Origin of the sequence: Shewanella sp. SM69 (genome assembly GCF_025653985.1) — a bacterium.
GTDB lineage: Bacteria > Pseudomonadota > Gammaproteobacteria > Enterobacterales > Shewanellaceae > Shewanella > Shewanella oncorhynchi.
Genome location: NZ_JAKKRV010000010.1, coordinates 155,430 through 180,266, shown reverse-complemented (window position 1 = coordinate 180,266; position 24,837 = coordinate 155,430). Strand labels below are relative to the sequence as shown.

At 48.6% G+C, this 24,837-nt stretch carries 16 protein-coding genes; 5 read left to right on the top strand and 11 right to left on the bottom strand.

Going from position 1 to position 24,837, the window contains the following annotated elements; all coding sequences use genetic code 11:
• Positions 1–5: 5 nt before the first annotated feature.
• The 4 genes from L5M37_RS14850 to L5M37_RS14835 all read right to left on the bottom strand — a co-directional run bounded on the left by L5M37_RS14850 (position 6) and on the right by L5M37_RS14835 (position 7,312).
• Positions 6–659, bottom strand: coding sequence for a hypothetical protein (locus L5M37_RS14850; protein ID WP_006080105.1), 654 nt, complete (start codon positions 657–659; stop codon positions 6–8).
• Positions 659–4,333, bottom strand: a complete 3,675-nt coding sequence (locus tag L5M37_RS14845; protein ID WP_263200990.1) for an ATP-binding protein — start codon at positions 4,331–4,333, stop codon at positions 659–661. Before L5M37_RS14845 ends, L5M37_RS14850 begins: the two co-directional genes overlap by 1 nt.
• A gap of 346 nt (positions 4,334–4,679) precedes the next feature.
• Positions 4,680–5,300: a response regulator transcription factor gene (locus L5M37_RS14840; protein WP_263200989.1), complete on the bottom strand. Its 621-nt coding sequence runs from the start codon at positions 5,298–5,300 to the stop codon at positions 4,680–4,682.
• On the bottom strand, positions 5,300–7,312 hold the full coding sequence (locus L5M37_RS14835; protein ID WP_263201010.1) for a PhnD/SsuA/transferrin family substrate-binding protein: 2,013 nt from the start codon (positions 7,310–7,312) through the stop codon (positions 5,300–5,302). Before L5M37_RS14835 ends, L5M37_RS14840 begins: the two co-directional genes overlap by 1 nt.
• Positions 7,313–7,627: 315 nt before the next feature.
• Here L5M37_RS14835 and dsrO point away from each other — a divergent pair, with 315 nt between their 5' ends.
• The 4 genes from dsrO to L5M37_RS24105 all read left to right on the top strand — a co-directional run bounded on the left by dsrO (position 7,628) and on the right by L5M37_RS24105 (position 14,232).
• Positions 7,628–8,410, top strand: a complete 783-nt coding sequence (gene dsrO / locus L5M37_RS14830; RefSeq protein WP_263192100.1) for a sulfate reduction electron transfer complex DsrMKJOP subunit DsrO — start codon at positions 7,628–7,630, stop codon at positions 8,408–8,410.
• Positions 8,400–9,482, top strand: a complete 1,083-nt coding sequence (gene nrfD, locus L5M37_RS14825; RefSeq protein WP_263200987.1) for an NrfD/PsrC family molybdoenzyme membrane anchor subunit — start codon at positions 8,400–8,402, stop codon at positions 9,480–9,482. Before dsrO ends, nrfD begins: the two co-directional genes overlap by 11 nt.
• Positions 9,483–9,517: 35 nt before the next feature.
• Positions 9,518–12,625 (top strand): tetrathionate reductase subunit A, encoded by a 3,108-nt coding sequence (locus L5M37_RS14820; RefSeq protein ID WP_263192097.1) that lies wholly within the window; start codon positions 9,518–9,520, stop codon positions 12,623–12,625.
• A gap of 302 nt (positions 12,626–12,927) precedes the next feature.
• Positions 12,928–14,232 carry a PAS domain-containing methyl-accepting chemotaxis protein gene (locus tag L5M37_RS24105; protein ID WP_317630097.1) on the top strand — a complete coding sequence of 435 codons (1,305 nt, stop codon included), beginning with the start codon at positions 12,928–12,930 and terminating at the stop codon, positions 14,230–14,232.
• Between the two features lie 84 nt (positions 14,233–14,316).
• Here L5M37_RS24105 and L5M37_RS14805 read toward each other — a convergent pair whose 3' ends face one another.
• The 7 genes from L5M37_RS14805 to L5M37_RS14775 form a co-directional block, all read right to left on the bottom strand.
• A complete protein-coding gene (locus tag L5M37_RS14805) occupies positions 14,317–15,018 on the bottom strand; it encodes a DUF3581 domain-containing protein (RefSeq protein WP_263139755.1) in 702 nt (233 codons plus the stop codon).
• Between the two features lie 424 nt (positions 15,019–15,442).
• On the bottom strand, positions 15,443–15,673 hold the full coding sequence (locus tag L5M37_RS14800; protein WP_219253244.1) for a hypothetical protein: 231 nt from the start codon (positions 15,671–15,673) through the stop codon (positions 15,443–15,445).
• Between the two features lie 159 nt (positions 15,674–15,832).
• Entirely contained in the window at positions 15,833–16,228 is a 396-nt protein-coding gene (locus L5M37_RS14795; RefSeq protein WP_105250257.1) for a DUF2391 family protein, read from the bottom strand.
• A gap of 79 nt (positions 16,229–16,307) precedes the next feature.
• A complete protein-coding gene (locus L5M37_RS14790) occupies positions 16,308–16,586 on the bottom strand; it encodes a peptidylprolyl isomerase (protein WP_006084190.1) in 279 nt (92 codons plus the stop codon).
• Between the two features lie 159 nt (positions 16,587–16,745).
• Complete coding sequence (gene mrcB, locus L5M37_RS14785) at positions 16,746–19,064, bottom strand: penicillin-binding protein 1B (protein ID WP_168827694.1); 2,319 nt, start codon at positions 19,062–19,064, stop codon at positions 16,746–16,748.
• Between the two features lie 91 nt (positions 19,065–19,155).
• Positions 19,156–21,729, bottom strand: a complete 2,574-nt coding sequence (hrpB, locus tag L5M37_RS14780; protein WP_263200984.1) for an ATP-dependent helicase HrpB — start codon at positions 21,727–21,729, stop codon at positions 19,156–19,158.
• A 103-nt stretch (positions 21,730–21,832) separates the two neighbouring features.
• Entirely contained in the window at positions 21,833–24,052 is a 2,220-nt protein-coding gene (locus tag L5M37_RS14775; RefSeq protein WP_263200982.1) for a putative bifunctional diguanylate cyclase/phosphodiesterase, read from the bottom strand.
• 200 nt (positions 24,053–24,252) lie between these two features.
• On the opposite strand from L5M37_RS14775, the gene thpR reads away from it, so the two are divergent.
• Positions 24,253–24,804 (top strand): RNA 2',3'-cyclic phosphodiesterase, encoded by a 552-nt coding sequence (gene thpR / locus L5M37_RS14770; RefSeq protein ID WP_263200980.1) that lies wholly within the window; start codon positions 24,253–24,255, stop codon positions 24,802–24,804.
• Positions 24,805–24,837: the final 33 nt, after the last annotated feature.

Below are 24,837 nucleotides of genomic sequence, written 5' to 3'. Positions count from 1 at the left end.
CAACATTAGATTAAGTCCCGCTGAGTCGCCGTTTCTGCCTGCGCTTCTAGGCTTAGGCCTTCGGTTTCGTCGATAAACCGAATGACTTCATACAAATAATCCAGCTTGCCCGTGGCGATATAGATTTGCTTCTCCGCATTGGGTCGCACTAAATAGCCGAGTTCGACTAAACGTTTGAAGACTAATTTGATTTGCGCGTCGCTGTTGGTACTGGTCGAGCCAAATAAACGATATTGGCTGAGTTTGGCTAACTGCTCACGAAACGCCGGCGTGTCTTCGATACGGCTTTGCAGCTCAGTTAAACGCACGGGCGCGCCTTCGCTCAGCGGCGCATCTTGGCCACTGGCTTCTTGCACTAATACCAGCCATTCCACCAGCGGGATCAATGCCTGACAGATATCTTTAAACTGCGATGAAATCACTTTGCGTTCGCTATCGCCGAGCTGCAAATAACCACAGAAGAACACATCGCCTTCGGCGGCGGACGCCACGGTACGGTTGATCTGGTTTAAATAGGCTTCGACCCGCTCGCGGGTGCTGCTATTTTTAAGGGCGCGCCAGCCTTCTTCATTGGTGGTGCGGCAAATAAACTCGCCCTTGAGTAACAGCTCAATCAAAGCGCCAGTGCCAACTAATACGGTTTGGGTTGCATCACTCATTAGATGGCCTCCTTCGACAAACGCTTATTCAACATGTCGGCAATTGGGTTGACCTTAGGCTTCACCACCTGCAACTTCTTAGTTTGTTTGTTGATAATGTAACGGTTGGCGAACAAGTTCAGCACCTCAGACTCAGGGTTCGGGAAGGCGCCCAGCACACAAATATTGTTGTTTTCGCAGGCGTCGAAAATCTTCTTCACGTTGGTATGGTGCAAAGTGCCCAACTCATCAATTGGCCAGTGAATGGTCACATCGGCGCGTCCACGCAGCAAGCGCGTGAATGCCAACAAGAACTTACACAAAATCAGATACGCCATGCCGTGGCTTGAGGATTCGTTAAGCTGTCTGTCGGTGCGGATAATTAAGTCGCTGTTACCTTCTTTAAGGCGCAGCTCGATTTCCAGCAACTTAGAGATGCCCCCCGTTAACGCGGCGCGGCCGATAATGTCTAAGGCGCGGCGCATACTGTTGGTGTAATCCTCATCGGGCAAGCCATTAAAACCGTCGTTTTTCCAGTGTTGATATGCTTTGACGAACTGCTCAAGTTCGGGCCAGAACTCCAACTCGCTGATGCGCGAACGAATACGCACAGCCGATTCAGACACGCCTTCGAGGAATAACTCTTCGCCCACTTCGCGGGTAATGCGTGCACTTTGGGAGGCGATGCGACGGTCGATATCGGCTAATACATCGTAGAACGCGGTTAAATCAACACCAAAACTTCGACCATTATCACGCAATCCTGTTATAGCTTGAGGCACTATCACGTTCAGCAATTGCCCAAGTTGTGGCACTAACTTGCGGTAATCCAACAGACGAATACCTTTATCGTTGATAAAGCTCGATTCTTCGCGGGCATGCTCCCAAAACTCAGCTAAACTAGAACCCGATTTACTGGCGATTACTGAGTCAAAATGCTCCACATATTGCTTCACTGACCCCATTAGGTAATCGCGTTTCAGCAGCAAATCTTCACCTTGGCGCAGACGCTCGCCTAGGCTACCTTGGGCTTCTTCGTTATTGGTCGGCAACTTAAGCTCGGCGAGTTTACGCATTACGGCACGTAATTTAGTTAAGTTTTCAGAGGCTTCAACCTGCGCCGCATCGGACGCTTTACGTTCAGTTTCGAGTTGTTGACGGCGAGCCTTAACATCTTGAGTTTTCGCCTTAAGCTGTTGATCGATTTCCGATACCGCGCGCTTCACATCGCTAAGCTGAGTTTGCAGTTTAGGTTTGCGCATCAGCCAAGTGTGTTGATACCAATCATCGAAACGCAGTACGTCACTACGACGCTGCTCAGCGCGGCTGATTTTGGTTTCTAATTCGCGGATCTGCTGCTTGAGTTTGAGGATATTATCCTCATCCACACCGCGGGATTTAAGCTCGTTTTTGTACCAGGTCTCGCAGGCTTTCTGCTCAATTTTGGCGCTTTCGCGGCGGCCTTCAATGGTCGCTTTAATTTGGCCGAGTTGATTGTCGAGCGCGCCGATGACTTCCTGCCAATAGGCTTGTTTTTCCATGCGCGCTTCGAGCGCTTGCTCTTTTTGCTCTTCGAGCCAGAGTTCGTGCTGATGTTTAAGCTGTTTCAGCTCGCCATCCAGCTGAGTAAGTCTTTGTCCTGCATGGGCTTTGCGCTCGCTCAATGCTTTGTTGATTTTATCTTGCTCACTGCGCTTTTCATCGAACAGACGACGCAGATCGTCACGGCTATTTTTATACGCTGTGCGGGCAAAAGTGAGTTCACGGCTGAGATTATCCAACTCGCCATTAATCGCCACTAGCTGAGATTCGGCCTCGGCCTGCATTTCTTGGGCGCTAGTGTGGGCTTCTTCGGCTTTACTTAACCGAATCCGCAGCTCTTGTTCGGAGGCGGCATATTCAGGCACATCGATCGCCTTAAGATCTAAATGCACACCAAAGAAAGCTTCGCTCGACTCACTTACTAAACTGGGATGTAAATCAGTGCGATGCAGTAGTTCAGGCGCGATCACTTTCCCTAAACTTTGCTCCCAACCTTGGGCTTCCTTACGCAGAAATTCCAATAGGGTGTGGGATTGCGGGAACAGCATGTGGTGCAGTTCATCCAGCGCAGTTTGACGCTCGTTCACCCTTAGGGTGGCGATACGCAAGGCTTCGTTGGCTTGGTCGCGTTTGGCTCTGAGCTTGCGTTCATCACTGCTTAAGCGTTCGACCTTGGCATTGCAGCTTTCTTGTTCTTCGTCGGCGCGGTGAATACGTTCGTCGAAAATCGCTAGGCTTAGCTTTTCTTCTTCGGTGTAAGTCACACCATCGACACGTAATTTAAGTTCGGCGGCAGTGAGTTTGAATTGGTATTCCTGCTCGCTAAAGCTGGCCTTGCCCGCATCCATTTGGTTACGCCATTGCAACTCTAAGGCGTCGATATCGGTGCGCGCGACTTCGCGTTGCTTATCGCGGGCTTCGCGCTGCTTATCTTGATCGCTATGCAAACCTTCTAGCTCGCGGTTTAACTGCTCGCCAATCTTACTGCGACGGGCATTGTAGGCCGCCTCGATATCTTGGTGCTTCTCGGTTTGCAGCTTATGGCGTTCACTTAAGTTTTCAACATCGGTGCGCCAGTTTGGCAGCATCTCAAGATCGGCCTTAGCTTGCTCTATGTTGGCATCTAAAAAGGCGCTGTGCTGATCTTCAATGGCATCGAGTTCGTACTCGCACTTGGCCACATCGCCCTTGGCGGCCGATAAATCGAGGTTGAGCTCATCGCGCTGCTCTTTCCATTCATCGTCGAGCAATCTGAGTTTTAAATTCAGCTCTTTAGATAAGGTTTGCTGAATATCTTGGCGATCGGCTTCTAAGGTTTCATCGTTACGATAACCACGGGACAAGCTTGATAAGCGCAGTTCGGCGCTGAGCAGTTGGTTAAATTCTTGCTCGAGTTTTTCAAACTCAGGGCGAATGACTTCAAACCCTTGGATAAGTTGGCTTTCACGGATCCACGCTTCAACGCGCTGTGGATTTAAGCGTGAGCTGGGCGGGTTAACCCCGTCTTCCTCTAAAATGGCGGCGATCATGGATTTGACCGTCTCCATTTTGCCTTCTTTGGAGTGCACCGCTTTGGCGAGTTTTTCGATGTGGCGCAGGGAATGCTCGCCCTCACACAGGGCAAATTGGCGGGCATAGCCGCGTAGTTCGCTGCGGTTGCTGCCCGTGCTTAATAGGGTGCGATCGTTTTGAATAATGGCGCGATATTCGCGGGTGTTGAGCAAGTTAGTGGTGGCGATGCCGGCACGTTTTAAATCACGGCCTAATTCCGCCATGGTGTGGCACAGAATAGTGTCGCCATTTTGCGATTTAATATAATCGCTTAGCTCAAAACCTTTGGCGATAAAGCGATAGTTAACGCCCTTGCCATCGCCCGCCGAGGCCAGCACGGCTTGGTACAGTAACCCATCGGCTTTTTGATATTCGTAAATGATGTAGCTTGAATCGTGTGGCAAGTACCAACGCTCGAAACTGTCGCGGGTCGAAGGCACCACGCGGCTTGGGTATTCGCCATAAAAAACAGGGACTAGACGTTGCAATGTCGTCTTACCCGAGGCGTTAGTACCACAAATGTTGGTATGGCCATTGAGGGCGAGTTCCACAACGCCCGGAAGGTGCGTATCAATCAGCACAATACGAATCAAGCTTGCCATTTCATTCCTTATGCAAACGGGAGCGTCTTATCTGAGCTGCAGAAGCCTTCTACAGGACAAAGCAAAACAATCCAAGAGGGCCACAGACCTTAAAATGCACTGTAAAAAGTGATTTTAAAATCATGACCTAAAAATAGTGCCCCTAAAATAAGGCAATCGCGGTGTATTGGCAATTAAGCGGCGCTGCACTAATGCCATGACTCACAATCTTTACGCCCAGAATTGGGCCCAGAACTAAGCTCATAACTAAGCTACTAGCAAAGCCAATACTAACCGCCAATGATACGACAACTTAGCCCAAATAGGCGGCTAACAAAGCGGCAATTAACGCAGTAAAAGGTAAATTTTAGCGGTTATCTTCAAGGCGCAGGCGTTCGGCGATCCGGCTATAAATCAGCATCATTTCCGCCAGCGATCCCACTTGCATGCCTTTCATCAAATTGGCGCGGTGGATCTCGACCGTACGCATGGCAATACAGAGGCTATCGGCGATCTCTTGGTTCTTCAGGCCTTGGGCAATCAAGTTAAGTATTTCCCGCTCCCTTGGCGTGAGTGATTGATACGTCTCAAGATACTGATTGTCTTGATGATGGGCCTTAGTATGTTCCAACGCTTTGAGTACCGCTTCGGCTAACTTAGCGCCATCGGCGGGCTTTTGGAAAAAATCCACCGCACCGAGTTTGAGCGCCTCTACCGCCATAGGCACATCGCCATGGCCGGTCAAATAAATCACCGCTAACGGACTATTTTTGGCGACTAATTCAAGATGCAACTGCGGGCCGCTCAAGCCCGGCATACGCACATCAACCAGCGCACAACCCGGCAGGGTTAAGTCTACGGCGGTAAAAAAGGCTTCGGCGCTATCAAAGTCGGTGATCTTGAGGCCATAACTTTCAAGCATAAAACGCAAAGAACGACGCACTGAGTCATCGTCATCGATTAAATACACAGGTAACTCAAGACTCATTAAAGTGCTCCATTAGGTTCAGGTTTACGCGGTATAGCCACCTGCGCTTGGCAACCGCCACCCATAGCGCTTTCTAGGCTAAACGTCCCGCCATGGCTCTCGGCAATATCGCGGCAAATCACTAAGCCTAAACCTAATCCCTCTGATTTAGTGGAATAAAAGGCTTGCATCAGCAGGCTGGCGGCTTCGGTTAAACCCGTGCCATTATCCGTGACTGTCAGCAAGAGTGTGCGTTCTTGATAGCGAAGATCGATATCGATCGTCGGCGTGTATGGTTTTTGCGTGATGATCTGTTCGGTGCCACTGGATTCAAGCTCTAGCCGCTGAACACAGGCATCGGCGGCGTTTTTCAGCAGGTTAAGCAACAACTGCTGCATGCCGACTTCATCGAGGGACTGTAAATAGGGCTCGCCGCTCACGTTTACGGCAAGATTAATTTGATGTTGTTCAAACTCATAGGCGAGCAGCGGCACAGTCTCATTGACCAGCTCATGCAAATACAAAGGTTGTTTCGATACAGGCCGTTTCTTCAACAGGTTGCGTAAGCGGCTGATAATGCTGTCGGCTCGCGTGACTTCCTGCTGGATCAGCGTCAATACCGATTGCAGTTCCTCAGGGCTAGTACCCCGCTGTAATCGCACTTCGGCGCCATGACAATAATGGCCAATCGCCGCCAAAGGTTGATTCAGTTCGTGGGAGAGACTCGCGCCAAGTTCGCCAGCAATCGCAATGCGCTGGGCATGTTCCAGTAGCGCGCGGTTTTCATTGAGCTGGCGCTGAGTGTTAATTAACTCCCGACCGCGACGACTAAAGCGATACTCCAACCAGAAATGGTACGCATTGAGCAGCACCAGAATCGCCAGCACAAACCAAGCCCATTGTTGATGTAACTTGACCCACTGCCACGCCCTTTGCCACCAAGGTGTTTGCAGGGGATGCATGTCGAGATCTTTAAGTAACTGATCAATCGCCAGCTGACTCACGGCCGTGGTCCAACCCGCAGAATCGGCCGTCTTAGCAGCGAGGTGATCTTCGGGCAGTGCCAGCAGCGCTTGAGTCACGCTTTTAGCTAAAGATTGCGAGGCGCGATTGGTCTTCGCCATGGACCAGTTGGGATAGAGACGAGTCGAGACTTGGCAATGAAATCCCACCGGAGTTTGGTTATCGAGCACCCGATAATGGCCGATATTAATCAGCCCTTCTGCCTGCATCTGCTCAAGCTGACACACAGGCACTACAGCCGCATCCAGTCGATTGTCTTTCGCCGCATCATTACCACTTCTTTGATCATCTAACTGATACAACAAATTATCTAGCGGGAACCCCAGCGGAATAATCTCACCCACAAAGCGAGGCAAATCTATGCCCTTTAGCTGCGCTTCGTACACTAAGGTCAAGTAACCGCCGAAGGCATTTTTCGACACTATCCCGAGCCGGCGTCCCTTGAGATTAGTTAAAGTCTGATAGGGAGAATCGGCGCGTACCACCAGCGCCGAACCCACTTGCATCGCCGCGCCATTATTTAACGGGCTGCGCAGGGTCGCCAGCCAAGTGAGAGAATATTGCCGCGCCAGCAACACGGATTGCCCAGGGTTGGTGATCACAAAATCGAGCCCTTGGGTTTCAACGCCCTTGGCTAACTCATCGAGGGAGAGAGGATGTAACCTGAAGTAACTGTTGGGAATTTGGGTTTCGAGCCAACCCATTAACGGCTGCCAGCGGTTAATCGTCGCCTTATAACCGCGGATGGCTAACACGCCCACATCGACCACTTGATAACCGGGCTCTTCGGTAGCGACTGGCGCAACAACCTCTGCGTCCATGACATCCGAAGGCGCGCTTTGATTCTGCGGCTCTACGGCGAACACGTTTGCCGAAGCGAGCAAGCACCCTAACGCCACGGCTAGTGCCATCCTGAAAATCATTCGTGTTGTCACCTTAGTTGCAATTTGCCCCTGAATCGATAACGGCCGCTTGAGCGACATAGCTGAGCTAAACACTGTTTTCATCATCCTAAATAACGTGAAGTGCAATCCTTTATCCCCAATCACTCAAATTCAACTCAAGCTCAAATTCAGTTAAAAGCAGATCCAATTCAAATTGGAAGCAGGCCAAACTCAAGTAACAAAAAATAAAACCCTAGTATTTTGAAGGCTATTCTAACGGATATTTGTTGCGCTAGATCAAGTCCACACCCGATATGTGGAAAACCACTATAGTTATGCCGCCTCCCCTTTTACAGAATGCCTGTAAACCTCGCCATAAACCTTAACTCTAGGTCTATGAGCCAGTTTATTCGCCATCTGCAAGTAGTGAAGGAAATCTGTATGGACAAGAGTAAACGTCAGTTTCTCGGCAAAATGGCCAGCGTCAGTGTTGGCGCCGCACTCATCCCTGTCGTGCAAGTGTATGCACAGGATGATAAGCGCAGCCCTCAAATGCACAGTGCCAGCGAAGGCCAAGTGGGTAAACGTTACGGTATGGTAATTGACTTGCGCCGCTGTGTGGGCTGCCAAGCCTGTACCGTCGCTTGCACTATCGAGAATCAACCGCCCCTCGGGCAATTTCGCACCACAGTGCAGCAGTATGAAGTCTCGCAGCAGGAAGATACCACTCCGCCTGCGTTTTTAATGCTGCCAAGACTTTGTAATCACTGCGAAAACCCGCCCTGCATCCCAGTTTGTCCTACGGGCGCGACCTTCCAGCGCAAGGACGGCATAGTGGTCGTCAACAATGAATGGTGTGTTGGCTGTGGCTATTGCGTGCAAGCCTGCCCCTATGATGCGCGCTTTATCAACCACGACACCAATACCGCCGACAAATGTACCTTCTGCGCCCATAGGTTAGATGCAGGATTACTGCCTGCCTGTGTCGAAACCTGCGTAGGAGAAGCCCGTGTGATTGGCGATCTGAATAATCCCAACAGCCAGATAAGCCAACTGCTTGCCGCCAACAAAACCGATATCAAGGTGCTCAAACCGACGGCCAACACTGCGCCACGGGTGTTCTACATCGGCATGAGCAGCGCTTTTGAGGACAAGATTAGCGGCCAAGCCTCCGTTAGAACCTTACTTACCGATACTGGCGAGGAGATCCACCATGGTCATTAAAGAAATCTTTACCCCAGATATCGCCATTACTTGGCTACCTTGGGCAGTGCAATACTTTTTTATGATGGGGCTCGCCTACGCCAGCGTATGGGTAGCGACAATACACTTGTTTAGCCAACCCAAACCCGATGACAGATTGCTGAAGCTCTGCGCCTGTTTAATGTTAACCGCAGGCATAGTCGCCCCTATCGCCTTACTCGCCGATTTACACCAACCGCTGCGGGCTTGGCATTTTTATGCGCAAGTTCGCCCTGATTCTTGGATGTGGTATGGCGCCTTTTTACTGCCCGTATTCTCGGGCACCAGCGCAGTGTTTGCTTGGCTGCTACTGCGTCAATATCTGCCTAAGCGCACCACGAATCAAGACTCAGATTGGGTGAATAAAATAGGCCAATTACTGAGATTCGGTAATTGGAACAGTGACAAATTCATCAAGCCGATCGCACTGATCACGGCCCTGAGTGCCTGCAGTATCGCCCTCTACACTGGCATGGAAACCATGGCCATTAAGGCGCGGCCACTGTGGCATACCTATTGGCTGCCACCTTTGATGGCAATGAGCGCCCTGCTCGCCGCCTGCGGCACTTTGGTGGTACTGAATCGACTATTAAAGGGCTACCAACAGCGCACCCAAGACAGCCTATTACTCTGGGTAAGAGCGAGTTTTGGTCTATTCGCCCTATGCCTTATCGGCTGGGCGTTATTCGATAAGGGCTCGGCCCCTGAAGCCGCATTATTGCTTGAAACCAGCCCAAGCTGGCAACTGGCCGCGATTTGGGTGCTAATCACACTCGCCGTGCTGGCATTAATGCTCGCCATTCGTCACTTACCCAATATGGCAATGCTAATCGTCAGCCTCACGGCCATTCACCTTGCGTGGGGATTTCGCTGGATAGTGCTAATTCAAGCGCAAACCGATCCTAAATACGGCGCGGGGACTTATCTCTATCAACTGCCTTGGGGACCCGAAGGGCTATTAGGCATAGCCGGTACCTTCGGCCTCTGGTTAGCATTAATGGCGCTGGTCTCCGAACTTATTCGCCACACGCCTGCGGCAAAACTTGCTCGCTGAGCACCCAATTAGTTTACAGAATTAAGGAGTCCATCATGGATAAGAGTAAACGTCGTTTTATCAAAGGGGCCGCTGTAACGGGTGGCGTGGGATTATTTGCTGCGGGTTATAGTCATACATTAGCGCAGATAGGTAAAGGTGTCGTCAATGGTACCTCAGGAAAACCAACCCAAGATCCGCTGCACGGCAATTCCTTAGCACCTGAATACAAAGTCGATTTACAGTCAGGTCAGTTAATCAGCAATGACGATCAACGCATCGCCAATACTATGTGCTTAGGTTGCTGGACCAAATGCGGCGTGCGCGCTCGTATCGATCAAAAAACCGATAAAATCATCCGTATCAGTGGCAATCCTTATCATCCGTTGTCATCGCGGGAACATATCGATTTCGATACACCGATCAAAACCGCCTTTGTTGGGCTTAGCGCCTTTCAAGAACAGGGGCTGCAAGGACGTTCCACCGCCTGCGCCCGCGGTAATGCCATGCTAGAACAATTAGATAGCCCACACCGCGTCACACAATGTCTTAAACGCGTGGGTAAGCGCGGCAGCGGCCAATGGCAGAGCATTAGCTTTGAGCAATTGCTGAATGAAGTCGTCGAAGGTGGTGATTTATTTGGTGAGGGGCAAGTCGAAGGCTTAAGAGCGATTCGTGATATCGCCACGCCACTCGATACCAATAATCCAGAATACGGCCCTAAAGCTAATCAGTTACTGGTCTCAAACGCCTCAGATGAAGGCCGCGATGCCATTATCAAACGCTTTACCTTCAACAGCTTTGGCACCCGTAACTTTGCCAACCACGGCGCTTACTGTGGATTTACCTACCGCGCTGGAGCGGGCGCCTTATTGGATGATTTGAAAAAATACGCCCACTTGAAACCCGATTGGGACCATAGCGAATTTTTACTCTTTATCGGCACGTCGCCGCAGCAATCGGGCAATCCCTTTAAACGCCAAGCAAGACAATTGGCTAACGCGCGGGTGAATAACACTAATTTCAGTTATGTGGTGGTGTCGCCCATGCTGCCCAATACCTCAAATCAACCTTGTGCGGGCAACAACACTTGGCTGCCGATCCGCCCCGCCACCGATTCGGCACTCGCCATGGGCATGTTGCGCTGGATTATTGATAACCAGCGCTATGCCGCCGAGTTTTTGAGTGCGCCCAATGTCGATGCAGCAAAAGCATCAGGTTACCGTGGTTTTAGTAACGCAGGTTTCTTGATCGTCAGCGAACCTACCCATCCAAGATATGGCCAATATCTCTTTGCCAGCGATCTTGGCTTACCTTTCGAGGGCAAAGCCTATGGCGAGCAAGACTCGCAGTTGGTTGTCGATGCCGCGAGTGGCAAGATAGTTTTGGCGAGTCAAAGCCTGAAAGCCAAGCTCGACGTTGACCAAAGCGTCGACACACCTAAGGGAGTGATTGTGGTTAAATCCAGCTTCCAACTGTTGAGTGAAGCGGCGCAGAGCTTCGAAATGGCACACTATGCCAAGGAGTGCGATATCAGCGAGGCGCAGATCATTGCCCTCGCGGATAAATTTACCAGCCATGGCACTAAGGCCGCAGTGATCTCCCACGGCGGCACAATGAGCGCCAATGGTTTTTATAGCGCGTGGGCAATCATGATGCTCAACGCCATGATAGGTAATATCAATTTAAAAGGTGGCGCATTAGCTTCCGGTGGTTCCTTTCCCGCCTTTGGTAAAGGCCCAAGGTATAATCTGCAGGAGTTTGACGGCATGGTCGAGCCTAAGGGCGTATTCCTATCGCGATCTAAATTCCCCTACGAGAAAACCTCAGAGTATCGCCGTAAAGTCGAAGCGGGCGAATCGCCTTATCCTGCTAAGGAGCCTTGGTTTCCGATTTCATCGCCCTTGCTTGGCGAACATTTAACCGCAGCGGTGCACGGTTATCCCTATCGACTCAAAGCATGGATTAACCACATGGGCAATCCGATTTATGGTCAAGCGGGCTTAGGTGAAGCCATTGGTGAACAACTGAAAGATCCCAAAGTGCTACCACTGTTTATCAGTATCGACAGCTTTATTAACGAAACCTCGGCGCTATCGGATTATATCGTGCCCGACACCTTAACCTACGAGTCATGGGGTTGGAGCCCTTCTTGGCATGGAACTCTGACAAAGGAAACGACAGGTCGCTGGCCGATTGTCGAACCAAGGGTCACAAAAATGGCCAGTGGTGATGTGGTGTGCATGGAGTCTTTCTTGAGCCAAGTGGCGATGAAACTGCAACTACCTGGCTTTGGCGAAAATGCCGTTAAGGCCGCCGATGGCAGCTTACATCCGTTAACGCGCGCGGCGGATTACTCACTCTACGGCGCCGCTAACGTGGCCTATTTGGGTAAAGCCGTCGCCGATATCAATGCCGAGGACATGTATCTTAGCGGTGTGAGTCGTATCCAAAGTGAGCTCAATGCCAGACTCAAGCCAGATGAAGTCAAAAAAGTTAGCTACTTATTTGCCCGCGGCGGCCGCTTTGAAAATATGAGCGGTGCACGGGATGAAGTGGGGAATCCAACCAAGGTTTGGCCAAAACCTATGATGCTGTGGAATCCCGAAGTGGGCAGTCGCCGTAACAGTCTCACTGGGGAATTTATGAGTGGCTGTCCGCGCTTATATCAACCCGCCTTAGCCAATGGCACACCGCTCGATAAGGCGTTTAATAAATCACAATGGCCTTTGCTGATCAGTAGTTACAAATCCCACACCATGAGCTCTATGAGTATTGGCTCGGATCGTTTGCGCCAAGTGCACCCTAATAATCCAGTGCGACTGAACGAGAAGACCGCCAGTCGCCTTGGGATCAGCACAGGTGACACGGTCAAGATCAGCACGCCCAACGGCAGCGTGATTGCCTTAGTGGAATGTGTTGCCGGAGTGCACCCTGACTGCATCGCTATCGAACACGGTTATGGCCATAAGGAACTCGGCGCGCGGGACGTAGTGATCGACAACCTTAAAATCGCCGCCAATCCGCTGATCCGAGTCGGCATCAATATGAACGACTTGAATCTGTTTGATCCGAGTCGCCACGGCCGTTACCCGCTGGTGGATTGGGCAAGTGGCGCTTCGGCCAGACAAGGGCTGCCAGCTAAGATTGAAAAACTAAGCTAACCGCCGAGCAAAGATGACACTTAAGAAGCTGCCCTTTGGCAGCTTTTCTATGGCCTTAATTCAATCTGATTAAGCCTAATCGCATCATTAATGCTTTCTAGCTATGCCTATTCGCGAATAAACCGAGGAATAGTGATCTTTTTTACTCAATTTAGGTATATAGATCCCGATCACGCGTTTCATAGAAATAAACCACATATTAAAATCACAGCTATATTTATCAGTATATCTAGCTCGAAATATCGAGCTTTCAATAAAGAACTGCAGTTTTTGAGTCAGTTAGACTCATCAGGAGTATCTCAGTGTTCAACTCTTCATTACGTAAAAGCCTAGAAGTGAGCGAAAGTAAACGCCAAGAGGCGGAGTCGATCATCGACTCGATTAAGCACAGTATTGCCACAGTAGAATTTACGCCTGATGGTTTAATTCTCGATGCTAATGCGTTGTTTTTAAAAACGGTAGGTTATTCACTTAATGAAGTCGTAGGCCAACATCACAAGCTATTTTGCTCGGCGGCTTATGGTAATTCTGCTACCTACCAGCAATTTTGGAGCAATCTAAAAGCAGGTCATCCACAGGAAGGCAATTTTGCACGAGTGAATAAAAATGGCCAAGAGATCTGGCTTAGAGCCACTTACTTCCCCATCAAACAGGCAGGTAAAGTCGTTAAAATAATGAAAACAGCCGTTGATATCACCCAAGATAAGCACCAACTTGACGACCAAGCGGCCATTTTTAATGCCTTGAATCGCTCGCAAGCCATTATTGAATTCACTACCGATGGCACGATTTTGAAAGCCAATACTAACTTCTTAAAAACAATGGGCTTTAGCAAAGAGCAGATTATTGGTAAACATCATCGTATTTTTTGTTTTGATGAGTTTTATCGACAAAATCCACACTTTTGGGACGATCTAAAGCAAGGTCGATATAGCAGCGGTCTCTTTGAACGTAAAAATGCTTATGGCGATTCGATTTGGTTAGAAGCAGCATACAATCCTATTATGGATGAGCAAGGTAAAGTGGTTAAAGTGATTAAATTTGCGAGCGATATCAGCAAACGGATCGAGCAAAGCCACGCTGTACGTGAAGCCGCCAATATTGCACTGACCACGTCACAACGTACCGTCGAGCAAGCAGAACAAGGCGTACATTTACTCAATGCGACGGTAAATACCTCTAATGCTATTGCCGAGCAAACCCATAAAGCGACCTTGGCGATAACTCAACTCAATGAACAATCTCAAAGTATTCAAGCCATAGTCGCGACCATTAGTTCGATTGCCGATCAAACTAATTTACTGGCATTAAATGCCGCAATTGAGGCCGCACGAGCAGGGGAACAAGGCCGAGGTTTTGCGGTTGTCGCCGATGAAGTGAGGCAGCTCGCTTCCAGAACCAGTAAATCAACCAGTGAAATTGCCGCCGTAGTCACTAAAAATACCCAGCTCACCACAAGTGCAACAGACATGATGAACGAAGTTGAAGGTATCGCACAGGAAGGGAAACAACAGTTAGCCGAGGTAACTTTGGTGATGGGAGAAATACGCAACGGGGCAGAAAACGTCTCACAAATCGTCTCTCAACTTTCAATCAACGGTCATTAATCCCCTCGCATTTCATCGCGCTATCAAGGATTGCATGGCGCTTTATCTAAAAGACAAAACGCCAACCTATTGCTTTTACGTCAATCAATAATCAGTTTTACTACCTTCATAGGTGGCGCACATTTGCTGCGCCAGCGCCTCGTCGTAAGGGCGTAAGCCACTCATGACTAAGGTTTTGATACCTGTGCCGACTAAAGTATCGCCACTGTGTAATTCAAAGTGCAGTGTCACATCGCCACGTTTACCATCGATTTTTAAATCTTGGTCAACGAGTGATAAGGTCACTTGCACAAAATCGAGGGTGGTTAAATCAAACGACATGCTTTCGTAAATCACTAAAGGTCGGTCTGGGTTGATCATCACTTGATGTTGTTTCATCAAAGGGATCAGGATATCGATAAAATTATGCCCAGAGAAAGCAACATATTGACGAATAAAGGATTCTGTCTGCGCATCGCAACAACTTACATCGCCTTGACGGCTCACATTAAGATAGGTTTTTTCGCGGCCATCGCGAATTGAAAAACTCTCGCTCACTTGTTCCGGGAATTGCAGTTCGACACTCGCGCCCACCATACCCGCAAAGCTAAATTTCATGCTCTGACTCAGGCCATATTGAGTCAATACTAGGGCAAACAGTAAATCTCCCGGCACGCAAAAGCGTTTTGCGCCCACATTGTGTATGGGATTAAAGTCCTGCGCAATTTTCTTCGCGAAGTCGCTGGCTTGTTGTGCTGAAACGGAAATGGCTTGATTTTGCTCGGAAAAATAAGGCGCTAGAAACATATAAACTCTATTTGTAATAACTCAATACAGGGATGGATAACAAAATTATCACGAGTCTACCTTAAAATAGGTATTTAACTCACCCGATGACTTGACCCACGTAAGGCGTACAAAGTAACACCCTGCCCACATTTGTAAAGCCAAACAAATAACAGGGGTATCAGGATCTGTTGACGTTTCAGGTTTATTCTGCAGATATTAGGCGGGATTTTATGCAAGATAGAGCCTGTATGGCGAGATGACGCGACATATAACAGCCGATAATGCCGCAGAAATGTTAGCTAAATAAGGCCGTTTTCATCACTCGTGACTCATTTAAAATAACTCAACATCATTTATCGTTTGGCGAGCAATACCTTGTCAGAACAAATAACATCTAAAACGTAAGTATTGCCTAGCCACCGATAAGCCAAGGAATAAATCGTTAGACCTTTTTAAATTCACGCTTTAACTGAAAACCATCGTCAGTGGCTAACTGCTCTAGCACTTCGATACGCTGACGAAGGATGGCTAACTCGGTCTGCAAAGCTTGGTTTTCGGCCACTTGCTCACGCGTCGACACACCTTGTTTGTTGCGGATTTTCATTATAGCGACCACATATCCACCAACAATTGCGAGTATTGGGATAAGTAAAGCGAGGGCACCAGTGTTCATAGTCATTTCCTTTATCTATTGGCGTTATCGTTATCAAGCTCAAAATTTAAGTCTGCTTATGACGCTTAATCAATGTCAAAGTCAGAACATAGAAATAAGTATGCGCAAGACAACCGCAATCAACCAGTGACAAAAGTCATGAGATTTAGCGAAACAGTGTCATTCTTTATCAAAACTATCCACAACAATAGCGCCCATAGAGGCTGGCATAGTGATCACTATGATCCGTTTTATAGAGGTTAGTGGGTCCTCAAAAAATGGCACTTTATCGAGGCAAAGCAGCACGAGGAATACCACGAGGGCAGTGAGCAAATACGCCACCACGATACGAAAAATAAACACAGGAACGCGGGAAGCAATATTCTGTTGGAACACGCTGTGATAGGTGAATACCCCAAGAAAGAGCAGCGATAAACTAAAAAGCATACCGATATTCAATAAAGGTAAAGTCTCACCGAGATGCCACGCTTCCTCAGAAAATGCAACGGGGACCGCAAGAGCAAAAGCCCCTACGCAAACTTGACTCGCATCTTCAGTGTTAAAACTAAATTTCATGCTGATCGCTCCCTAATCTTCCAATCTATTTGATTAGTCGAAAATAACGTTCGGTGAAGATGCGCTTATTACTGGGGTATTAAGTGCGATACAACACTTTAACCACATGCCAGCCAAACTTAGTTTTCACTATATGCGGCACCAGTAATTCTCCTGAAAATGCAACCTTATCGAACTGTGGCACCATTTGGCCTTTTTTGAACTCGCCTAAATCGCCGCCTTTTTTGGCCGAAGGGCAAGAGGAAAAACGCTTAGCGAGCACAGCAAAATTAGCACCATTATTCAGCTGCTTAACAATATCCTCAGCCTGTTCTTTGTGTTTCACTAAAATATGCACAGCGGCAGCGGTTTTAAACATGTCATTTCTCACTTTGGATTAACGTCCCGTGCAAAGGGAAGATTGGCGCCCCGAGTTTGCCCTCGATCACACCACTTCCATCGGCGCAGGTTATACTGACTAAAAGGTTTTATATCCAACGCATAAGTGCGTTATTGGCCCATTATCGACCCTATTAACCTAGAAAATTTTCTGCCACCACTGCAAAGGGTCGCCGCAGTTATTCACTGGACGATAGGTCGCAGCTAATGCCGGAAGCGCATCGACATTGCTGCAAGTGGATTCCTTAGCCACACCTGTATCTCGGTCAAAAAAGCCCTTCACTACGCCGTTCACTGGGATTGAGCGCAGACTAATAGGTGGACGTTCCTTTAAGAAGGCAAGATACACGGCCATGGCGCCACTGCTACCATACAAACTGGTTTTACCGTTATCGTCACGACCAACCCAAATGGCGGCGACGTTACGCTCATCAAAGCCCGCAAACCAAGAGTCACGGCTGTCGTTACTGGTGCCAGTCTTACCCGCAAGTCCAACGCCAGGGAAGGCATTACCTAAACGCGTTGCCGTTCCCGTATTCACTACTTGCTGCATAGCAAATTGAATTAAGAAATCTGTCTCAGGTGCTATAGCTTGCTCTTTAGGCAATCGCGTCACTGGCAATGGGTTCTTATCAGAATCTAGCACAGCGGTCACTGTGGTTAACTTACGGTAAACACCGCTATCAGCTAAGGTTTGGTACACTTGCGCTACCATTAATGGCGAGCCATTGACGGCGCCGAGTAACATGGAGGGATACTCGTTTAACGGCTCCTGCCAACCCGATTTAGCCAATGTTGTTGCGACCGCATCCACACCCACAGCAATTCCAAGATTTACCGTCGGTACGTTCATCGACTTTTTCAATGCCGTTAACAAAGGCACCTGACCACTGAACTTCTTATCAAAGTTTTGTGGTGACCATGTCTTACCTTGCTCACTTTTTAAGGTAATAGGTTGATCTTTAAGAGGTGTCGCTAAGGTAAATTGGCTATTAGGTGCCAGAGCCGTAGCATACACAAAAGGCTTAATTAACGAGCCAATAGGACGACGAATTTCAACCGCGCGGTTAAAGCCATCAAATCCTGGGGTTTTATCGCCGACCATAGCCGCAATACCGCCAGTGTATTTGTCGGTCACGACCATACCAATCTGCAATGATTTATTGCTCTTATCTAAGCTCTTGAGGGTTTGAGTCACCGCAATTTCGGCGGCTTCTTGGGCCATAGGATCGAGCGTGGTATAGATTTTCACCCCAGATTGCTTCAATAGCGCATCGCCATAACGCTCGTTCACTTCCTGTTTTACCAAGGCGAAGAAGGAAGGCAATTTTTGATGTGCTGGTTTATTGAGATTACGGATCCCTAAGGGGGACTCTACCGCCACCTTGTACTCAGCCGTGGTTAAATCCCCCGCATCCATTAACAAGCGCAATACCAGATCACGGCGTTCTTGAATACGATCCGGATATTTCCATGGATTGTAGTAAGACGGTCCCTTAATCGCAGCCACTAAGAATGCCTGCTGGGAGATAGTCAACTCACTGATAGGACGGCCGAAATAGAAACGTGAGGCCAACCCCATACCATGGACGGCGCGGGATTTATCCTGCCCCATATACACTTCGTTAAGATACGCTTCGAGGATTTCGTCCTTGCTGTAACGAAAATCAATAATGACCGCCATTAAGGCTTCGCGCACCTTACGCAGCAAGGAACGCTCACTCGAAAGGAAAAAGTTTTTCGCTAACTGCTGAGTTAACGTCGAGCCACCTTGCACAGTGCGACCGGCGCTGATGTTCACAAAAGCCGCGCGCGCAATCGCGAAGGGATTCACACCATGGTGTTCATAAAAACTACGATCTTCAACCAGCAGTAACGCCTGCACGATCGACTTTGGCATTTCTTCGGTCGGCACAAACAGCCTGTCTTCACCGTCGCCAGTAATAATGCGGTCGAGCAATACAGGCTCAAGGTGGAATACGGCGAGTTGACGCTTGTCTGAGACTCGAGTGACCGAACTGATGCCATTGCTGTCGAAGCTGATCATGACTCTTTGTTCGACTTGATCGCCTTCAGGATGCAAAAACGGTCGACGCCACAATTCAATACGAGTGCTCGATGCCGAAAACTCTCCCACTTGGCGTGGGTTAGCGACTTTGCGATAGCCGAGCAACTTAAGCTCAGCCATCATTTGTGGATGGCTGACTGCCGCACCGGGGTACAGCGCCATAGAGCGGCTAAACACCTGCGCGGGCAAATGCCATTTTTGGCCTTCAAATTTTTGCGCAATAATTTGATCAAGATAAATACTGTAAAAAGTCACTACAGCTAATCCAGCCAAGCCTAATTTCCAACTGATAGACCAAATTCGTCGAAATAAACCGCGGCCATGATTAGCCCGACGGGAAGCGGGTGATTTTTTTGTCGTCTTAGTTGTCATATCTACTTCATCATTCATGCATTTAAAGACATCAGCCATAGGCACAAAGCTAACGTGGTGCGAATCAAAGTGTTTCATAACAAAATGTTATAAAACCAGCGGCGTGGTGCTAGGGCTGAGCTAAACCCAAGGTTTTCTTCTTGGTAAATTTTGTCGGCAGTGTATTCACAGGATCGTCTGGCCACAGATGTTTTGGATATCGACCGCGCATTTCCTTCTTAACTTCCACATAAGGTCCCTGCCAAAAGCTGGCTAAATCTGCCGTCAAGGCTAATGGACGCTGGGCCGGAGAGAGTAATTCCATCGTCACCTTTAGTTTGCCCTGCGCCAACATAGGACTCTGCGCCATGCCAAAGGTTTCTTGCAGACGTACACGCAGTAGCGCACGCCCAGACTCGTCGTATGCTATTGGCGCAGAGGTACCAGTCACTAACGGCCAGGAAGTTGGCAATAACTCGTCAAGTCGCTGTTTCTGCTGCCAGCTCAAACAGTTTGCCACAAAACCAAAGCAATCGAGCTTAACTAATTGCGGCAGATTATTCACATTTTCGAGGTAAGGCGCCAGCCAAGTTTCTAGGCTCGCTAATAATGCTTCATCATCAACCTTGGGCCAGTCACTGCCCGCGTCAAACTCAGTTGCCAGTTTGAGCCTGTATTGAAATTGCTCTAAGTTAGCGTTCCAATTGAGGATTTGTAATCCTTGCTGGCGAATATAACCCAGTAAGGCCGCGACAATTTGCTTACGTTCAGGCTTAGCAATCGTCTCGGTTTTTACTAAAATTTGTCCGACCTTGTATTGGCGCTGCGCAATCACTCGACCTTTAGCTTCATCCCAGCCACAAATCTCATGAATGTCCAGCAAACCTTTTAGCTCGCCGTCGAACAAGCTTGGCTGAAGCTGACTCGCTAAGTAAATCCGCCCAGCGTTTCTGCCTTCAGTTTCTTGAAAATCCGCCACCACCATCCACGGCGTTTGCGCTAATGCATCTTCGGCTGCGAGCACGACGCCAGTACCATTGGCTAATTGGTAGCCCTCAACACCGCGGGCCTTAGCGATACGATCCGGATAAGCAAGTGCTAATAATAACCCCACATCGCTGTGGTGTGCATGGGTCGCTATCTTAGACAAATCCGCCGCTAATCCTAGCTTTTTCTGCCACTGTTTTGCCTGTTGCCCAGCTTGTCCATGACAGGCAAAGTGCAGGTAATTCATGATATCGGCGCCCTTTTTAGGCAAACCGCGCGCCTCTAAAACCCCCGACAACAAGCAGGCCAAACTGCCCAATTGCGTTGCTTGTTCGTTAGCATTATTGACTCCCCCATTGTTTGCGCCCAAACTTTTTGCGCCCAATAACATATGTGCAAGCCTTGGGTGACACCCTAGCTCGTAGGCCGCTTTACCGTGGGAAGTGAGTTTATTTTGAGTATCGACCATGCCTAAATCTTGTAACAGTTTCCACGCCAGCGCCTCATGCACACTTGGTGGCGGCGTTAACAACATCAAGTCGCTAAAGGATTTTGCGCCCCAGTAAGCACAATCGTGGGCCATAGCCACCAGATCCGCTTGGCTGATCTCGGGTTCATCAGCCCTGAGCATGCGACCATGTTCTTCTTGGCTCCACAAACGCACGCACACGCCCGCTGATAAACGCCCGGCGCGACCACTGCGCTGAGTTGCGGAGGCTTGGCTTATACGTTTCAAGCCTAAGCGAGTGACACCGGTTTTAGGGTTAAAACTCGCTTGTCGTTTATAGCCACTGTCGATGACAAAACCTATGCCTTCAATGGTTAAGCTCGATTCCGCCACGTTAGTGGCTAGCACGATTTTACGCCTGCCATCCGTGGTTACCGCAATCGCGCTATCTTGCTCGGCACCCGAAAGTTCGCCATAAAGAGGGCAAATCAAAAAGGCATCGTCCGCTAAACGCTCGCGCAAAAACTGCTGTAATCGTAAGATCTCCCCTTTACCGGGTAAAAACACAAGCACGGCATTATTGGCAGCCCTTTTATCAACACTGGCACTGCTGCTGGCCGAGACCAGTTCGAGCACGCAGCGGCCGAGGTGATCGATCCAATGCTGCTGAGTTGGCACAGGGCGATATTCGATGTCGACAGGAAAACTCCGGCCTTCGCTGTGCAAGGTCACCGCTTCTGGCATGAGTTCAGCTAAGGCAAGACCTGATAGAGTCGCTGACATAGCTAATATCTTTAAATCGTCCCGCAGTGAAGCTTGCACTTCGAGCGCTAGGGCAAGACCTAAATCTGTGGTGAGGTGACGTTCATGAATTTCATCGAAGATGATCATTCCAATCCCAGTTAACTCGGGATCTTGTTGGATCATTCGCGTCAGTATACCTTCGGTAACAATTTCTAAACGGGTATTGGCGCTGATTTTAGCTTCACCGCGGACGCGATAGCCGACTTCTTGCCCCACCTTTTGCTGGCGACAGCTGGCAATATAGTGCGCCACACTACGCGCCGCGACACGCCGCGGTTCGAGCATTAAAATGCGTCCGCTGATTTCTGGCCAATCCAACATAGCCAAAGGTAACGCCGTTGATTTACCCGCACCTGTCGGTGCCTCGAGGATCACTTGGGCGTGACGAGAAAAAGCCGCGCGCAGCGGTGCTAATAAGCTATGAATAGGTAGAGAGTTCAAGAAAAAGACATCAGCGGCCAACACAGTGCGTCAGTGTACTAACAATCGGCTTTGAGTACCATTTCGCAGCAAACATTATCAAGTCAGTGCTGACATAAGTAACCGCTCAAGGCTGCCATGCCCAAGATTAAAGCTGTGGATAGGGCGCAAAAATCTCACGCTTTTCGAGCCAAGGTTGACTGAGCCCTGACTGTAGTTCAGCTAAGCGTATCGGTTTATTGATGGCGTAACCTTGAGCATAGTCGACGCCTAAGGCTTGCAATTTCCACCCTATTTCTTGGGATTCGACAAATTCAGCAACCACATCAAACCCCATATCTTGACCAAGTTGGCAGATAGATTTTACGATCGCCTGATCCGCAGAGTCTTGGCAAATATTGACGACAAATTGGCCATCAACCTTTACAAAATCCACATTGAGGCGCTTAAGGTAAGCAAAGCTAGAAAAGCCTGCACCAAAATCATCGAGGGCTAATTTACAATTGAGCGGACGCAGTATCTCGAGTAGCTTTGTGGCTTGATCGAGCTGACTCACAGCCGCGGTTTCTGTGATCTCGATGCAAAGCTTATCCACCAGCTCAGGTTCGGCCATCAAACGCATTTCTAGCCAATTCATAAACTCATGATCGCCCAAAGAGGTTGCCGACAGATTCACAGACACTAGATCCAATTGCTGCCAAATATCTAAATGACTACCACCCCACTTGAGCAAATTATCGATCACCCAAAGATCAACCTTAGAAGCCAAGTTGTATCGCTCGGCGGCGGGTAAGAAGATAGCAGGAGACACTATAGTGCCGTTAGTCTGCACCATACGCAGTAGGATCTCTAAATGTAAGCCAGTTTCCTCGCGGTTTAACGGCACTATGCTTTGAAAATAAAGCTCGAATTGGTTTAACGCGAGTGCGCCGACGATATCAACAGAGGCCATCATCTCAGTGTAGAGACGGTTCATTTTAGGATCGCTCGCACTGTATAAATGCCAGCCATTTCGGCCTTGATCCTTCGCCAATCGACAAGCAGCGTCAGCTTGACTCATGACGGTATAAATATCGGCGGATTTTTTATCTAGCCTAGCAATCCCCATACTGACACTGACATTGTGACTACGACTTTCCCAAATAAACTCATGATTTGCTAACTGGGTACAAATCCGCTTAGCAATCTGTTTCGCAGAGTCCACATTACAATAATGCATCAGGATACCAAACTCATCGCCCCCTAAACGGGCAACAATATCGCCTTTACGTACGAGCTGTTTCAAACGTAATGCGACTTGGCAAAGCAGTTTATCGCCCGCCTGGTGGCCACTGATATTGTTAATGACTTGGAATTGGTCTAAATCGAGAAACGCCACGCAAATAGGCATATCATCGTGGGCATGTAGTAGGTTTTCTAATAGGGCTTCGAAATGTAACCGATTGGGCAATCCTGTGAGCGCATCATAATTGGCATGGAACGACAGCTCATCGGCTAAGCGGTACTTTTCACTGACATCTTCGGCAATCATGACTAAAGTATCTTTATCGCCGCTAATCTGGCTAAAACTCAGTTTCAACCAAGTTAATTGATGAATTGATTTTAAAGGTAATTCACACCAAGCTTGACCGAGCACACCTTCTCGTACCACATGTAAGGTATCAGTTAGCATGGCGTGTTCTTCCTCACGCACCATGTCGAATAAATCATAGCCATGTTGAATTGGCAGGGTTTGCAGAGCGACTTTATTCAGCATAGTCAATTGATCATGCTTATCTAACAAGGCGCAAGCTAAGGGCAACTGGTTGAATACTTCACAGTATTTATGTTCACTGGCAAGCATGCTCAAAGCGATACGCGTCAATTCCATCGCAGAGCCAATCATCACAGCGGCGTGATTAAACTCACTTATAAACTCTTCGCTCCATTCACAGCATTCGGAGCAATTGACGGCCCCCAAGGCAATACGGGTTTCGCCAAACACGACTGGCGGCAATACTAATAGACTCTTGACGTCCCAATCCCTTAATAAAGCTCGCTCAGCCTGAGCATCGACAGGCAAGGTATTCACATCAGCCAGATTTAATAGACGCGGAGTACGGACAAGAGAGCGAAAAAATGGCATTCGTGCCAAGGGCCAGACTCGGGTTTGTTGGCCTTGGGCAAATTGGGGTTTTAGATACAAATTACGCGTGCGTAAACGATCCAGTGACTGGCTTCCGGTTAATACAAATACCCCGTCACAATGCAGTTGCAAAGTAATAGTCTCAAGCGCTCTGTCAACATTCTGCTCTAAGGTTTCTAGCGGGGATTCACTAAAAATACTGACCAAAGCCTGTTGGAGTGGATTAGCTAAACCTACTGACATGAAAAGTCTCTTCCTTACCTAAAAATCCATTTAAGGTATTATCGACGTGCATTAAGTATAGGCTCACAGTGAATTAAACGTCTGCTTGAGTCACAAATTAGCTGATAAATTCAACAGCTAGATTAACGCTCAAATGCGCTTAACGTCAAAGTGTTCGCTGAGATAATCCATATTAAGCGCTCCAAAAGGATGATAAACCGATGCAACAAAGGCTATTCCTCGGCTTCGCTCCCACAGATAGTCAAAGGGTATATCTAAGTGAATTGCAGCAGCAATTGATATGCCACCTTAATCCTGAGGCGAAAGCGTTGAGTGTCAACAATTTGCATTTAACGCTCTGCTTTATGGGTCAAGCTAACAACGAGCAAAAAATCGCCCTCCTTGATGCGGTTGACCACTTAGTGAAGCCAAGATTTAGCGTTCGGCTTAACCAGCTCGATGTATGGCCTAATGCGCAAGTATGTTGCTTGAAAGGCGATGATATTGAGCCGCCGTTAGTGCAATTCGCTAAACAGACGCAAGAAATTGCCGACCGACTGCAATTGCATCAGAATGAGCACAGCTTTTGCCCGCACATCAGTTTATTTAGAAAAGCAAAACAATGGACACTAGATGAGTCGGCTTTATTGCAACTCAAAGGTATGAATACGCTGACGTTAACGCCCAATAATTTGCATTTATACCATTCAAAAAGCACAAGCACGGGTGTCGAATATCACATCCTAGATTCTTGGGCGCTCGGTGAGCCTTAAATCAAAAACAAAAAGCCCGAGTATCCACTCAGG

Excerpts from the sequence above, each read along its gene's own strand:
- L5M37_RS14790 (WP_006084190.1), bottom strand. The coding sequence starts at position 16,586 with ATGTTTAAAACCGCTGCCGCTGTGCATATTTTAGTGAAACACAAAGAA.
- L5M37_RS14835 (WP_263201010.1), bottom strand. The coding sequence starts at position 7,312 with ATGATGAAAACAGTGTTTAGCTCAGCTATGTCGCTCAAGCGGCCGTTA.
- thpR (WP_263200980.1), top strand. The coding sequence starts at position 24,253 with ATGCAACAAAGGCTATTCCTCGGCTTCGCTCCCACAGATAGTCAAAGG.
- L5M37_RS14795 (WP_105250257.1), bottom strand. The coding sequence starts at position 16,228 with ATGAAATTTAGTTTTAACACTGAAGATGCGAGTCAAGTTTGCGTAGGG.
- mrcB (WP_168827694.1), bottom strand. The coding sequence starts at position 19,064 with ATGAATGATGAAGTAGATATGACAACTAAGACGACAAAAAAATCACCC.
- L5M37_RS14845 (WP_263200990.1), bottom strand. The coding sequence starts at position 4,333 with ATGGCAAGCTTGATTCGTATTGTGCTGATTGATACGCACCTTCCGGGC.
- L5M37_RS14850 (WP_006080105.1), bottom strand. The coding sequence starts at position 659 with ATGAGTGATGCAACCCAAACCGTATTAGTTGGCACTGGCGCTTTGATT.
- L5M37_RS14800 (WP_219253244.1), bottom strand. The coding sequence starts at position 15,673 with ATGAACACTGGTGCCCTCGCTTTACTTATCCCAATACTCGCAATTGTT.
- L5M37_RS14775 (WP_263200982.1), bottom strand. The coding sequence starts at position 24,052 with ATGTCAGTAGGTTTAGCTAATCCACTCCAACAGGCTTTGGTCAGTATT.
- L5M37_RS14820 (WP_263192097.1), top strand. The coding sequence starts at position 9,518 with ATGGATAAGAGTAAACGTCGTTTTATCAAAGGGGCCGCTGTAACGGGT.
- dsrO (WP_263192100.1), top strand. The coding sequence starts at position 7,628 with ATGGACAAGAGTAAACGTCAGTTTCTCGGCAAAATGGCCAGCGTCAGT.
- L5M37_RS14805 (WP_263139755.1), bottom strand. The coding sequence starts at position 15,018 with ATGTTTCTAGCGCCTTATTTTTCCGAGCAAAATCAAGCCATTTCCGTT.
- L5M37_RS14840 (WP_263200989.1), bottom strand. The coding sequence starts at position 5,300 with ATGAGTCTTGAGTTACCTGTGTATTTAATCGATGACGATGACTCAGTG.
- nrfD (WP_263200987.1), top strand. The coding sequence starts at position 8,400 with ATGGTCATTAAAGAAATCTTTACCCCAGATATCGCCATTACTTGGCTA.